The sequence below is a fragment of the Nostoc sp. NMS7 genome (assembly GCF_017115085.1).
Taxonomy (GTDB): domain Bacteria; phylum Cyanobacteriota; class Cyanobacteriia; order Cyanobacteriales; family Nostocaceae; genus Nostoc.
Window position 1 is genome coordinate 1 of sequence record NZ_JABXKJ010000120.1, and the last position, 14,079, is coordinate 14,079.

Annotated in this window: 9 protein-coding genes and 1 pseudogene; 8 read left to right on the forward strand and 2 right to left on the reverse strand. The window is 42.4% G+C overall.

The genetic code is table 11. The annotated features are described in order from the left end of the window. The 7 genes and pseudogenes from HWQ38_RS12225 to HWQ38_RS12255 all read left to right on the forward strand — a co-directional run. A pseudogene (locus tag HWQ38_RS12225) lies at positions 1 to 456 on the forward strand (hypothetical protein); the annotation flags it as partial. A gap of 786 nt (positions 457 to 1,242) precedes the next feature. Further along, the gene (locus HWQ38_RS12230; RefSeq protein WP_292793676.1) at positions 1,243 to 2,205 is read left to right on the forward strand and encodes a ParM/StbA family protein; all 963 of its coding nucleotides are present in this window, start codon (positions 1,243 to 1,245) and stop codon (positions 2,203 to 2,205) included. 2 nt (positions 2,206 to 2,207) lie between these two features. Further along, positions 2,208 to 2,498: a hypothetical protein gene (locus HWQ38_RS12235; RefSeq protein WP_292793679.1), complete on the forward strand. Its 291-nt coding sequence runs from the start codon at positions 2,208 to 2,210 to the stop codon at positions 2,496 to 2,498. A 159-nt stretch (positions 2,499 to 2,657) separates the two neighbouring features. After that, the gene (locus HWQ38_RS12240) at positions 2,658 to 5,867 is read left to right on the forward strand and encodes a DEAD/DEAH box helicase (RefSeq protein WP_292793682.1); all 3,210 of its coding nucleotides are present in this window, start codon (positions 2,658 to 2,660) and stop codon (positions 5,865 to 5,867) included. Between the two features lie 5 nt (positions 5,868 to 5,872). Continuing rightward, on the forward strand, positions 5,873 to 6,709 hold the full coding sequence (locus HWQ38_RS12245) for an SWIM zinc finger family protein (protein ID WP_292793684.1): 837 nt from the start codon (positions 5,873 to 5,875) through the stop codon (positions 6,707 to 6,709). A 256-nt stretch (positions 6,710 to 6,965) separates the two neighbouring features. Beyond that, positions 6,966 to 7,427, forward strand: coding sequence for a hypothetical protein (locus HWQ38_RS12250; protein WP_292793687.1), 462 nt, complete (start codon positions 6,966 to 6,968; stop codon positions 7,425 to 7,427). Between the two features lie 140 nt (positions 7,428 to 7,567). Then, the gene (locus HWQ38_RS12255; RefSeq protein ID WP_292793689.1) at positions 7,568 to 11,836 is read left to right on the forward strand and encodes a strawberry notch family protein; all 4,269 of its coding nucleotides are present in this window, start codon (positions 7,568 to 7,570) and stop codon (positions 11,834 to 11,836) included. A gap of 27 nt (positions 11,837 to 11,863) precedes the next feature. Here HWQ38_RS12255 and HWQ38_RS12260 read toward each other — a convergent pair whose 3' ends face one another. Next, complete coding sequence (locus HWQ38_RS12260; RefSeq protein WP_292793691.1) at positions 11,864 to 12,301, reverse strand: MerR family transcriptional regulator; 438 nt, start codon at positions 12,299 to 12,301, stop codon at positions 11,864 to 11,866. A 55-nt stretch (positions 12,302 to 12,356) separates the two neighbouring features. On the opposite strand from HWQ38_RS12260, the gene HWQ38_RS12265 reads away from it, so the two are divergent. Next, the gene (locus tag HWQ38_RS12265) at positions 12,357 to 13,289 is read left to right on the forward strand and encodes an SDR family NAD(P)-dependent oxidoreductase (RefSeq protein ID WP_292793694.1); all 933 of its coding nucleotides are present in this window, start codon (positions 12,357 to 12,359) and stop codon (positions 13,287 to 13,289) included. A gap of 80 nt (positions 13,290 to 13,369) precedes the next feature. On the opposite strand, the gene HWQ38_RS12270 is transcribed toward HWQ38_RS12265, so the two are convergent. Beyond that, positions 13,370 to 14,038 carry a hypothetical protein gene (locus HWQ38_RS12270; protein ID WP_292793696.1) on the reverse strand — a complete coding sequence of 223 codons (669 nt, stop codon included), beginning with the start codon at positions 14,036 to 14,038 and terminating at the stop codon, positions 13,370 to 13,372. Between the last annotated feature and the right edge of the window lie 41 nt (positions 14,039 to 14,079).

A 14,079-nucleotide genomic window follows, 5' to 3' on the forward strand; every position in this document is an offset into this window, starting at 1 on the left:
TAGTTGCAGCACTACTACTGCTGAACAGTATGAAGCTACAGCACTCACCAGTTACTCCTGGCAAGTTAAGTATGCGAATAACCTAACCAGTCAACCACAGCCACGTATTGAAATCTTTGCGAATACTTCAGTGGTGAATCGGAATGGATTGAAACCGCCAGGAGCAGTTGTTGGCCCAGATGACCGAGGGCTATGGTGGCCTACTTACCGCCACGACCAGGTGTTGATGAAGTTGAACAACGTAAAAGACCTCAAGAAGAGGCAGGAAAACCTGAATTGGTGAAAGATGTAAAGTACAAATTGACCTACGGAGTGGGTAATACTCAGCAGACACTACCTACTAATTATGATGTTTATAGGCAAGTAGTAAAAACTTACGCCCAAAAAACTCCTTTGGAATTGACTTTGGGTATTAATGATGATTCAGTTGAGAAAGCTGAACCTGTAAGCAAGTAATAACGCACTCGTTACATAGTCAGCAAGAAGGGTGCGGGGGGTAGGGTGTAGGGTGTAGGAGCAATACTATTCGCTTTGTGCATTTTGAACGTCAGAATTTAGTTTGGGGAAAAGGTTAAAGGGGAAGGGTTAAAGGTTTTTTCTTTCCCTTTTCCCCTTACCCGAAAAGTATTGGGTGTAGGAGATACGGCATTGGCCGGGGCTTGAAACCCAGACCAATGAATCGTGAGTGAAAAACGGGGCTTGTAACGAAGAGGGTTGTTGGGGCTTTCTCTCTGACTCCACCCGACACTTCCTCTGCCGCGATCGCAAAAAAAGCCCAGCTAAGGGTTGTTGGGGCTTTCTCTCTGACTCCACCCGACACCCTATACCCCGCCCCAACGGGGCTTGGTCAGCAAGAAGTTAGAGTGAAAGACTGAATTGCTTTTCAACAAAAGATTGACAATAAAGTATAAATCAAACAGTCAACCATCTAAATTAATTTCTGCTGCGTTGATAAAAAAGATTTCAAAAATTCCTATTGGGGGCTATATAGGGGCTATGTGTACCCCAACAATAGTTCAAGGCTTTGGGAAGATTTTGACCCCTATATAGGGTGTATATAGGTGCTATATAGGATATATTCGATTGATAGATATTTTGTACCCCACTTAGCCCCCAAGGGGTTATGATAAATTCTTGAGCCTAGAGAAAAAAGGGGTAGTTATTTTATTTCTCTCTCCCCTGCTGCCTCAAATTATCTGAACGGATAATTTTCACAAATTAAAGTGTATTACCTTTGTCTTTATGTCAAACATTCACACGTTGCAAAAAATTTTTCCTGCGGGTTTCGATAACGGTTACGGAAGTCTTAAACTTTTAGTCGATGGCTTTGAAGTAGTTCGTGTGCCCAGCTATATAACCAATGCCGAGATGGAAGATGTACCTGGACGTGTAGTTTTCAACGGTACTGCTTACACCGTTGGAGAGTCTGCTTACCGTACAGGAAATTATTTTGACCGCAACACAGACAATAATGAAAATAAAGTCAACAATGCGTTGTTGACTTTATTGGGTGCATTGGCACATCTCCCACACCGTAGGGCTTGGCACTTAAAATTAGTTGTCAGCTTACATGACGTTGGTCTGGCTGAAGAATTACAAAAAGTACTCAATGGAGAATATCAGCCAATACTTGCTGGCAAACAATCAGAAGTAAAAGTAGAAGTGCTGAAAGTTGTACTAGAGGGTATGGGTGCATTATTTGGGCATCCACTACCAAAAAAATTAACCATTTTAGACTTTGGCAATGGTACGACTCTCTATTCTCGTTACAACCGGGGTCAACGAGAAGTTCACACCGCTTACCCCATTGGTGTAGAAGTTCTCATCGATGATATCTCCCAAAAAATGAAACATTTAAATGGGGGAAAAATCGGAGATCCATCCAAAATCCGATTTTGTTTGGAAATGGGGCATACCCGATACAGCCGTGACATCGATATCAAAGATATATACAGTGCAAGTTTAAAAGATTGGTATGAAAAATACTTGAAGAAAGTGGTGAATCTCACATTGGATGCCAAGCACCAAGGGGATGAAATCTGGGCGATTGGTGGAGGCTGTCTCTTACCTGGATTTAAAAAGTTGTTAGAAAAGAATGGCTTCAAAATCCTGGACAATCCAGTGGAAGCCAATGTCTTTGGGCTTTTAGAAATGGCAAAAACCATTAGCAGCAAGAATTCAGCATCTACATCTCTTAAGTTATAACAATGACAGATAAACTTGACTTGGCACCGGAAAAAGTTCGGATCAAAGATAGCTACCGAGAGCGGATATTTGCCGAATCACAGCAACTAGGTAAAAGTTACCTGGAGACGCTTTACTTTATAATTGATTGCTATTTTGCTTTCAGAAAGGGTGCATTCCCGACACAACAAGCGGCTTTCACGCCGATTACTACTGAGAAAAATCAACTCCAGCAGCCGACTAAAGAGACATCTACTATCGAAAACCAAGAGGATTCTGATGACCAAACCTTCACTCTTGATTTTGAGTTGTAAGGGAAGTATGGGATTGCTGCCTCTATAGTGCGTAAGTCAAGCGTTCGCACGATAGCGTCATCGCTTTCTTTTGCATAAAGAAAATAGTTCTAGTACCTCTGTTTGCTAAAGTAATTCTAAGGCGCGTGAATTTCCTAACAATCCAGAGACATCACAACAATGAGAATACTTCATGGCACCTGGATACCAAACGAGGAAACTGACTTTATTGAGTCAGGGTCTTTTTACTTGTGGGTAGAAACTCAATTATTCCCAAAAAGTCACACCAATAGTCAACAAATTCATCCCGGACATTTGGGAAAAGATGAATTAATCACCTTTTTAGTAGAAGAATTGGGAATTAAAGAAGACAAGACTAAATTTTGCCAACGCATATCTCCTAAATACTTTGCTTTACCAACCACCAATAATCAGCCCCTACCCTCACCAGAATTAACCAAGTATTTAGAAATTGAGTTGACTGATAGCTATGAAGAATTCCAATATTGGCAGATTGATTGTTATGAAACAGTAGTGTATACCAAAAATGTCACAGCACTTAATATTATCAAACTACTTAAAGATATCCATTTTTTAGCAATATATAATGCAGAGACGTTTCAAATTGGTTCAGATTTATTATTTTGGTATCATTACACTCAAAGTTTTAAACAAGTAATCCTCAAAGACCAATTTATTCCCGCACTAAAATATCGACAGTTATCATCGGAAAATCCGAAGAAAAAAGGCAAAAGCAAGACTGATAAAGCAGCATTTGAAATTTATGCCACCTGGGAAATTATTTCGGAACAATATGAAGCAAATATTCTTAAATATATTGACTATATGCCACTAATATGTGTGGCAGGTAAAGCAACAGTTAGTTATCCTATTGAGTTTTTTGATCGAGAAACACTATTGCGTCACTTTTCCGAATATGTACTTGACGATTTAGTGACTCACACCCCATCAACAGCTGCTTTTGACAAACAAATTACTGATTCTCTAATTGAATCTTGCTTTTACCCTCGTCAGCATAACCCACTAACAACAAATACTGCCCTTGAGGAATATCGGCAATGGTTGATGTGGAAAACCAAAATTACCCGCACTCAAGCTGATTCACCTTTTCATCTGTGCTTCCAGTTACATTCTCCTGATAATGAACAAATAGACAATTGGCAAATTCAATTTCTAGTAGCCAGTAAACAAGATCCATCCTTGAAGTTAACGTTAGCAGACTACTGGACAATGAATCAATTTACCAAAGCTGGCGTACATAAAGATTTTGGTAAAGATTTTGAAATAAATTTACTGCTGAATCTGGGGTATGCAGCCCGGATGTATCCCAAACTATGGCTTGGGTTGGAAACAGCGAGTCCAATCGCAATGCAAATTACTTTAGAAGAAGCATTTGACTTCCTTCAAGAAAGTGCTTGGGTGTTAGAAGACTCAGGATTCAAAGTAATTGTACCTGCTTGGTATACTCCCACAGGTCGTCGCCGCGCCAAAATTCGCCTCAAAGCATCGGGTAGTAAACTTGCTGCAACGAAAGGGGAAACAAAAAGCTATTTCGGCTTAGACTCACTGGTGGAGTATCAGTATGAGTTAGCGATTGGGGAGCAAACTGTCACACCTATTGAATGGGAACAACTGATTAATGCTAAAACTCCCCTAGTGCATTTTCGCGGTCAATGGATGGAATTAGACCGGGATAAAATGCAGCAGTTACTCGAATTTTGGCAGTCCCACGGTGAAGAACAACCCCAGATGACCTTACTGGAGTTTCTACAACGCAGTGCTGAATTGGGGTCAGAATGGGAAATTGAACATGATGAAGCTTTGTCAGAGATGATCGCAAAGCTACAAGATAAAAGTCGCATAGAACCAATTTCTGAACTTGATAATCTGCAAGGCACCCTCCGAGAATATCAAAAACGTGGTGTTTCCTGGCTACAATATCTAGAAAGTTTGGGATTAAATGGCTGTTTGGCAGACGATATGGGTTTGGGGAAATCCGTGCAGGTGATTGCCCGATTAGTGCAAGAAAAGGAATTGCATGAAGCTCTGAAAGTCGGGGAAAAAATTACTGACTTATCTCCATTACCAACATTATTAATTGCCCCCACTTCTGTTGTTGGCAACTGGCAAAAGGAAATTGCCAAATTTGCACCTCATTTAAAAACTATGGTGCATCATGGTAGCACTAGGCTGCAAAATCTAGCTGATTTCAAAGCTGCTTGTCAACAAAACGATGTGATAATTAGTTCTTTTACTTTAGTCCGCAAAGATGAAAAGTTATTGAGCAGCGTCGAATGGCAACGTTTAGTACTGGATGAGGCACAAAATATTAAAAATCCGAAAGCTGCCCAAACTAAAGCTATTTTAAAATTAAGAGCTAAACATCGGCTGGCATTAACAGGAACTCCTGTAGAAAACCGCTTACTGGATTTATGGTCAATTTTTAATTTTCTCAATCCTGGTTACTTGGGTAAAGAACCCCAGTTTCGGAAAATTTTCGAGATTCCGATTCAAAAAGACAATGACCGCGTGAAATCTGCCACCTTGAAAAAACTGGTAGAACCTCTAATTCTGCGAAGGTTAAAAACTGACCAATCTATTATTAATGACTTGCCAGATAAAGTGGAACAAAAACTCTACACTAACCTGACCAAAGAGCAAGCATCGCTTTATGAAGTGGTGGTACTAGATGTAGAAAAACAATTGCAATCAGCAGAGGGAATTCAACGCAAAGGATTGATTCTTTCAACCCTGATGAAATTGAAGCAGATTTGCAATCATCCAGCCCAATTTCTGCAAGATGAGAGCGAATTTTCACCACTGCGTTCGCACAAACTCAGTCGGTTATCAGAGATGGTTGAGGAGGCAGTTGATGAGGGAGAAAGTTTACTCATTTTTAGTCAATTTACGGAAGTGGGTGAAAAAATTGAAAAACATCTCAAACATAGTCTGCATTGCAATACTTACTATTTGCATGGTGGCACCAGTCACCCACGTCGGGAACAAATGATTACCGAATTTCAAGACCCAAATACAGAACCATCGGTTTTTATCCTTTCCTTGAAAGCAGGGGGTGTAGGTATCACCCTCACGAAAGCTAACCATGTCTTTCACTTTGACCGTTGGTGGAACCCAGCAGTTGAAGACCAAGCAACTGACCGCGCTTTTCGCATTGGTCAGAAAAAGAATGTCTTTGTGCATAAATTTGTTACTATTGGCACTCTAGAAGAGAGAATTGACCAAATGATTGAAGATAAGAAAAAACTTTCTAATACTGTTGTTGGTAGTGATGAATCTTGGCTCACAGAATTAGATAATGAAGCCTTTAAGCGGTTGATTTCATTGAACAAGAGTGCAATTTTGGAGTAGATATTATGGCTAAATTTAGTCGAACTTGGTGGGGCGATCGCTTTATTCAAGTATTAGAAGCTTTTACAGATGATAACCGACTCAAAAGAGGACGGTCTTATGCTAGCGGTGGTAAAGTTAAAAGTTTTGAGATTGACTTAAATAAAATTACTGCGAAAGTCAGAGGCTCGGTTAATCCCTATTTTGGAGTTAACAAAGAACCAACTTATAATATAAAGATTGAGATTACACCTATTGCTAAAACACGTTGGAATGAAGCTATCCAAAAGCTTTCTTCTAAAGCTAGTATTATTTCTCGATTGCTGTTAAATGAAGTTCCAGAAAATATTGAAGATACTTTCTCTGATTTGGGATTACATTTATTGCCCCATAGTAGTAAGGATTTCAAAACTAAATGCTCTTGTCCAGATTATGCTAATCCTTGTAAGCACATTGCTGGAGTTTACTATTTAGTGGCTTCTCAATTAGATAATAATCCCTGGTTGTTATTTCAACTGCGGGGATTATCGAAAGCAGAACTTCAAGCAAAATTAGCTGATTCTCCTTTGGGAAAAGCTCTATCTGAGGAATTGAATACTAAGGAAATTCCTTTAAAACTTTCTAATTCGCTGTACACTAAGCTAGAAAAACAATCTCTTAACCAAATGCCAAATGCCAGAGAATTTTGGTTAGGTACAAAGCGATTACCACAAACTATTGAAGTGGCGACTCCAAGTAGTATCTGTGCAATTTTGATTAAGAAACAAGGGGATTTTCCTGATTTCTGGCACAATGATGCTTCCTTTATTGAAACAATGGAAGAACTGTATCAGCGAGTCAAAACCAAAAATCATCAGTTCTGATTTCAGGGCATTTTCTGCTTTCTTGAACTACTTAATTTTTCATAAATTTAACTTTCATTCGGTGGGTTTAAGTCCCCGGCAACTAAGAAGGCGCAAGTTTTGTGGCAATGAGTCTTTATCCCCGTTACAAAACTGTACTTCCGTTAGCGTAGCGGTAGCGAGTCCGCGAGCGTCCTTCTGACTTCCGACTTCCGACTTCTATATGAATCGCTACGCGAATTTCTGATGACAACCATCAAAAATTCGGAGAAATCAAATGTCCATTCAATCTACGCTCACTCTGGCTATTGAAGTAATTTTCAATTTGTTTGTTGCACTGATGATTTTCGATTTGATCAACGGGCTGTGGATTGTACCTTTGCCACCTGTTACAATTGCACAACCATCTGTGTTGGAGGAGTCCCAAACATCAACGCTCTTCCCACAGATTAAAGAAATTCCTGACTTTGAACAACTGGAGACTCAACCAGTCCCGTTCATTGCTCCACAGTTTGATGAAATTCCTGATCCCTGGACTCTAGAGCCAGCATTACCTAACAGTACTTTTGAAAATCAAAGTGTTGTACTGACATTGACAACATTGAGACTACTCCCTCCAGTCCAAGAAATAAAACCGAAGCGTAGTAAAAATCAACACAAGGCTACTTCTACTAAGAAACCCAAATCAGCGCCGGGTGAATCGTCTCGCAAACCCGGTAGACCCAAGAAAGCTGCATAGTTCCTAAAAATCAACACAATTTGAATTTAGTGGAGCGATCGCTTGATGTTGGCGATGGCGTAACCGCCCGGAGTCGGCGTGAGCTATTAAATTCAGCAATGGCTACGCCAAATTTCGAGTGAAAATTAATATGTATAAATATGGTGAGCCAAATCGCAACACAAGGTTCTCTGTTTGACCTAATATCTGTCTTAGACTACGGACAATCATTGGTCAACGTTGCCTCATATCTTGTTAAACCTTTGCTCGATAAGCGTCCCCTGGCAACAAAGACGATTCAAGCACAGATGAATCGGTACTTTCTTGGCACTGCGGCAGAAGGTGCTTGGCAGTGGAAAGATGCTTATGAGGCTGTAGAGGTAGCACTAATCCTATATCTGCAACGTAGTGGATTACCACAAAATCCTCTTTTAGAACTGCAACAGCTAGAAACACTCTGCCCAACTCACACACGCCGCAGTGAGGAGCAACTAAAATTACAACAGTTCTCTACACCCTTGCCCCTAGCTTACTTGGTAGCAATGGCTGGACAAATCAACAGCAATGATTTGGTTCTAGAGCCAAGTGCTGGTACAGGTATTCTTGCCCAGTTCGCCAAACTTAAAGGTGCAAGCTTGATGCTTAACGAACTGGCAGAAGACAGAAGTAAAATCCTGCGACGCTTATTTCCAGGTGTTCCGTTATTCGGTGTTAATGCCGAACAAATCAACGATTACCTAGCGGGTAAAACTCAACCATCTGTAGTGTTGATGAATCCTCCGTTTTCATCATCGCCCAAAGTGAGGAATCGCAACCCGGATGCCACACCACGTCATGTCAACTCAGCATTGCAAAGGCTGGTAGATGGGGGACGACTGGTAACGATTACTGCTAATTGGTTTTCTCCAAGCAATGATGCTTGGCGAGAAACTTTTCTCAACATGCAGGAAAAAGCAACAGTTGTGCTTTCAGTCGGGGTCAACGGTAAAGTGTACTCGAAGCATGGTACACAAATGGATACCCGGATTACGGTGATTGATAAAGTTCCGGCTGCTGATCCCACTCACATTGCTTGTATACCGCATACAGTGGAGCTTACCGAACTGCTGGAGTTGATTGAGCAACTCCCAACTCGACTGGTGTGGCAACCACCAAATCTTAATGCTCAAGCTACTGCACCAAAAACGGTTTCTTTAAGTCTTGTCAAGCTAAAACAGAGCCACTCTATACCAGATACTCAAGCTACATCCCAATTTATAGATGTTGCTCCCCTAAATTATGAGGTTGTCGAGTGGACTGCAACCGAAGGACTAAAAGATGCACTTTATGAAAGCTATCGCCCACAAAGAGTTCGCATTAAGGATGCTTTACCCCATCCCTCGCTCTTGTGCGAAAGTGCAGCGCTGGCACTAGTCTCTCCACCAGCACCCACCTACAAACCGCATCTCCCTCAACACATTGTTGCACAAGGATTGTTATCTGAAGCACAACTTGAAAGCGTGGTTTATGCAGGTTTTGCCCACTCAGAATTCTTGTCTGGTTCCTACTTGGTAGATGACTCCCTTGACAATGTTACAGTCGCGGCGAATAGTGAGCGAAGTGCTGTTAGATTCCGGCGTGGTTGGTTTCTGGGTGATGGTACAGGTGCAGGTAAGGGACGACAGGTAGCTGGCATTATTCTCGATAATTGGTGTCAGGGACGAAGGAAAGCTATCTGGATTTCCAAGAGTTCTGCACTGATTGAGGATGCGCGACGCGATTGGTGTGCGCTAGGTGGTAGTGAAAAAGACATCATCGATCTGGGAAATATCAAACTAGGTGATCCAATCCCCTTTTCGGAAGGTGTTCTCTTTGCTACATACTCTACCTTAAGATCACAAAAAGGCGATAAAAGCCGACTCAAACAAATCATTGACTGGGCTGGCAAAGATTTTGAGGGAGCGATCGCCTTTGATGAGTGTCATGCAATGGGCAATGCGATGGCACAAGAGGGTAAGCTGGGGATGGTCAAAGCATCTATGCAAGGCATTGTCGGGCTTCGGCTACAAAATGCGCTACCCTCAGCACGGGTTGTCTACGTGTCAGCTACCGGAGCTACCAAAGTTTCCAATCTCTCTTACGCTAATCGCCTGGGGCTATGGCAGACTGGGGACTTCCCGTTTACATCTCGTGAGGATTTCGTTGAGTCCATCGAAGTCGGCGGTATTGCAGCAATGGAAGTTGTTGCCAGGGATCTGAAAGCGCTGGGATTATATCTGGCGCGATCGCTCAGTTTTGAAGGTGTTGAATACGACACCTTAGAAATTGACTTAACTCCTACCCAGGAAAGCATCTACGACAGTTACGCCGACGCTTTCCAAATAATCCACAATAACTTATACAAGGCGTTAGAAGCGTGTAATATCTCCGGCGCGAAAACATACAACCGTATGGCTAAAATGTCCGCGATGTCACAGTTTGAATCCGACAAACAACGATTCTTCAATCATTTGCTGACTGGGATGAAATGCCCGAAACTGATTAAAGCCATTGAGCAGGATATCGCCCAAGGTCATGCTGTTGTAATCCAGATAGTTTCGACTAATGAGGAATTACTGAAGCGAAAACTCTATGGGATTGCGACAGAGGAGTGGAAAGACTTAAACCTTGACTTAACTCCACGAGAATATGTTATGGACTACCTGATGAGCGCATTTCCCATACACCTGTATGAGATTCATTCATCCTCTGAAGGTGAAGAACGGTCGGAGCCAGCTTTTGATACTGATGGTTCGCCCATTATTTCACAGGCAGCACTATCGTTACGAGATGCATTGGTAGACAAACTTGCAAGTCTTGACCCCATACCTGGAGCTTTAGAGCAATTGCTTTGGCATTTTGGTAGCAAGAATGTAGCTGAAGTGACTGGTCGCAGCAAACGAGTCCTAAAAGATGAAGCAGGACGGCTGTTTGTGGATTCCAGAGTTAATGGTGCGAACATTGCGGAAACAAACGCATTTATGGCGGGAGATAAACAAATCCTCATATTTAGCGATGCGGGTGGTACTGGTCGCAGTTATCATGCTGATCTAAATGCTGTGAATCGTAGAAGGCGATCGCACTACCTTTTAGAAGCTGGTTGGAGAGCAGACAACGCAATTCAGGGATTGGGACGCTCTCACCGTACAAACCAAGCATCTGCGCCGATATTCAGACCTGTGACTACCAATGTTAGGGGAGAACGTCGATTTATCTCCACCATTGCTCGGAGATTAGACAGTCTCGGCGCACTCACCCGTGGACAAAGGCAAACAGGCGGCAACGGTATATTCGATACTAAGGACAATCTTGAGTCGAACTATGCTGAATATGCTTTGTATGAATTATTTAAGCAGATTTATCAGGGCAGATTTGCCCAAGTCCCACTCGGAACCTTTGAGCAAATGACTGGACTCTCGCTGACTTCCACCGAAGGTGGAATGAAAATCGACCTCCCACCTTTGCGGCAGTTTCTCAATCGACTGCTGGCTTTGAAAATTGGGATGCAAAATGTGATTTTCGAGAGGTTTGAGTTGCTGTTAAGTCAACAGATCGAGACTGCAAAAGCCGCAGGAGTGTTTGAGATTGGTGTCGAGACTTTACGGGCAGAACGGTTTACTATTGCAAGTACTGAATCCGTTTATACTCATCCGGTTAGCGGTAGCACTACCAATTACTTGAAAATCGAACGAGTTCAAAAGACCGATATCAAAACTGCTGTTGAAGCGGTTGAGTTTGCCACGAACTACCAAGGGTGGTTAATGGTAAATTCCAAGTCAGGTAGTGCCGCAGTTTGCATTCCCACTCATAGTATATTTGATGACCAGGGTGGGGTAGTCCCAAGGGTTTTGCTAATGCGACCACAAAAAGAAGTACGCCTACCTCAAGAAAAGTTACAAGCCTCTCAATGGAAGGAGGTTTCAGTAAACGAGTTCGTCGCAGCTTGGTCTAAAGAAGTTGAAGAATTGCCCAAGTTTACTACTGATTATATTCACCTTGTAACTGGCATTCTTCTGCCAATTTGGAAAACCCTACCAAACAAAAATAATCGAGTATTTCGATTGCAAACCAGCAATGGAGAGAAAATTCTCGGTCGAGTGGTTGATGCTCAAGATATTCGTACTGTTGCTGAACAATTGGGCATGAAGAATCAACTACTTTCTCCAGAGTCATTAGTTTCTCTGGTACTGAATGAGCGGTATTCAGAGCAATTACCCGGAGGTGTAACTTTGCGTTGTTCTACTATTGCAAGTGAGCGCCGCATTGAATTAGTCAATGCTTTATCGTTGGCTGACAGATTTGTTGCTGTGGGATGTTTTACTGAAATCATCCAATGGCGCAAGCGGGTCTTTATTCCAACTTCTGACAAAGCAGCATCAATTCTGGCTGCGGTGATTGAAATTCTTGGATAAAACTTTGAGCCACTCTTGGAGGGTGGCTTATTTTTTCAACGTATTGCGGGAGTCCCCACCTTCTCTGCGAGACGCTACGCGCCTGTCTGTGCTTTCCATCCGTTTGAGCTTCTCGACGAGATGAGATTTAAACGCTTGAAACTGCCCAATCTTGTGATCCATTTCTGCAATCTTATTGCGAATGCTCCGCAGCTTATCTTCAGTTGAAGAGGTGTCCCACTCATCAAGAGCTTTCCTTATTTCACTGAGCGTAAATCCAAGGGCTTTTCCATGCTGGACGAACTCTAAACGTGAGACTGCTTCATCACTGTAATTCCGATAGTTATTCTCTGAACGCTTGCTGCTTGAGTCTAAAAGTCCAGCCTTCTCGTAAAAACGGATCGTGTCTTTCGAGAGTCCTACTTTCTGAGAGAGTTCGCTAATCAACATAGATCGCTCTTGAGATTGAAGATTTCTGCTTGACATTGGAGTATGCTCCATCCTTTAAGTTTGACATAGGTTTTCAATTTACAGGCTGAACATGATGCAAACTCCAATTAAAGCTAGTAAAACGGTGATCGTTACAGGGGGTAATAGTGGTCTGGGATACTATTGCGCCCAAGCGATCGCACAATCTAAACAAGACTGGCACATTATCATCGCCAGTCGAAATCTGCCCAGAGTTGAAAAAGCGGTTCAACAATTGACTGCTGAAACGAACTATTCTTTTATTGAAGGAATGACCCTTGATTTGGCATCTCTGGCATCCGTGCGTCAGTTCGTGCAAGATTTCCAGACCAGAGAACATCCCCCTTTAGAGGCGATCGTCTGTAATGCAGGAGTTCAAATCGTTTCAGGCACACGCTACACAGAAAATGGATTCGAGATGACCTTTGGTGTAAACCATCTAGGACACTTTCTACTTGTCAATTTGCTGCTGCCACAGTTAAGCGATCGCTCCCGAATTGTATTTGTCAGTAGTGATACCCACAATCCAGAAACAAATACTGGAATGCCTCACCCAAACTATCAGGATGCAAACGCCCTAGCATTTCCGACGGGTGATGATAATCAGATGGACATGAGAACGGTTGGGCGGGTGCGCTATACCACTTCCAAACTCTGCAACCTGCTCTGTACTTATGAGCTTTCGCGCCGTTTGCAAAAGCAGCAGTCGAAGATTACAGTGAATGCGTTTAATCCGGGCTTGATGCTTGATACAAAGTTGAGTCGAGACTATAGCGAATCAGAACGCTCCGCGCTCAGGGCAACTCTGTCAGCATCGACTCTAGAGCAATCGAGAGACTCTCAAGTGATGGGCAGTGCGCTGGCTCGGCTCATTCTCGATCCCGCACTCTTAATGGTGACAGGCCGATATTTTGATGGACTGAACGAAATTCGATCGTCTGATGAATCCTACGATGAGCAAAAAGCAGTCGAACTGTGGGAAACAAGTATAGGACTTACGCATTGACAAGGTACACAAAAGCGTCCGAGGAAAGCGATCGCATTCCCTATGGATATAAAGAAACATTTCTGTTTCTTGAAAGAGGGTTATCTATGAATTTCTCTTGACTGGGCTTGATAAGAGGAGTAAGTCTTGTCAAGAAGAGAGTTAGCTCCTTCAAAAGTTTTTATGATTTCAGGCGTGACTCGTGAGGTATGCACTTTGCCTGATTGAACACCTAAAACTATATCTCCATTTTTCTGTTGGATAGTCAAATCTTTGCGCTCGGTGTTAAAGCTGAGGTCATAAACCTTGCCTTTAACTTCAGTGAAACCATCTTGCCGAGATTGTCCCAAAACCATGCCAATTCTCTGAGCAATTTGAGTCAGTCGGCTGATATGAACAAATTCTTTTATATCTTTGTTCATTGAGAATAATGCAAGTTGTGATAATTGTTCACCAGACTTAAACCCATTAGCTAACTCCACAATTCGTTTTTTGTATTCATCAGGCTTATTCAACTTATCGGCGGCACTGTACCAATCCCTCAGCTTGTCAATAGTCACTGGTTGAGTTTGGTCGGATTGGTTAGGTGTGACTGGAGTTTGTGGAGAAGGAAATGGCACTATTTTAGCATCCACATAATCTCCTAAAGGCTCTAAGTGCAGCCCCCACACCTGCTGTTTACCCGTGAATAGTTCTGGTAATGCCTTGGGTGAGTGCTTTTCCATGTCAGCCCATTGCTGTTGATAAACGGGGTCATTTGTAAACCCCATCCGAGAGGTGAGCAATGCTGACAGCTGCTAACGTGTCCTCG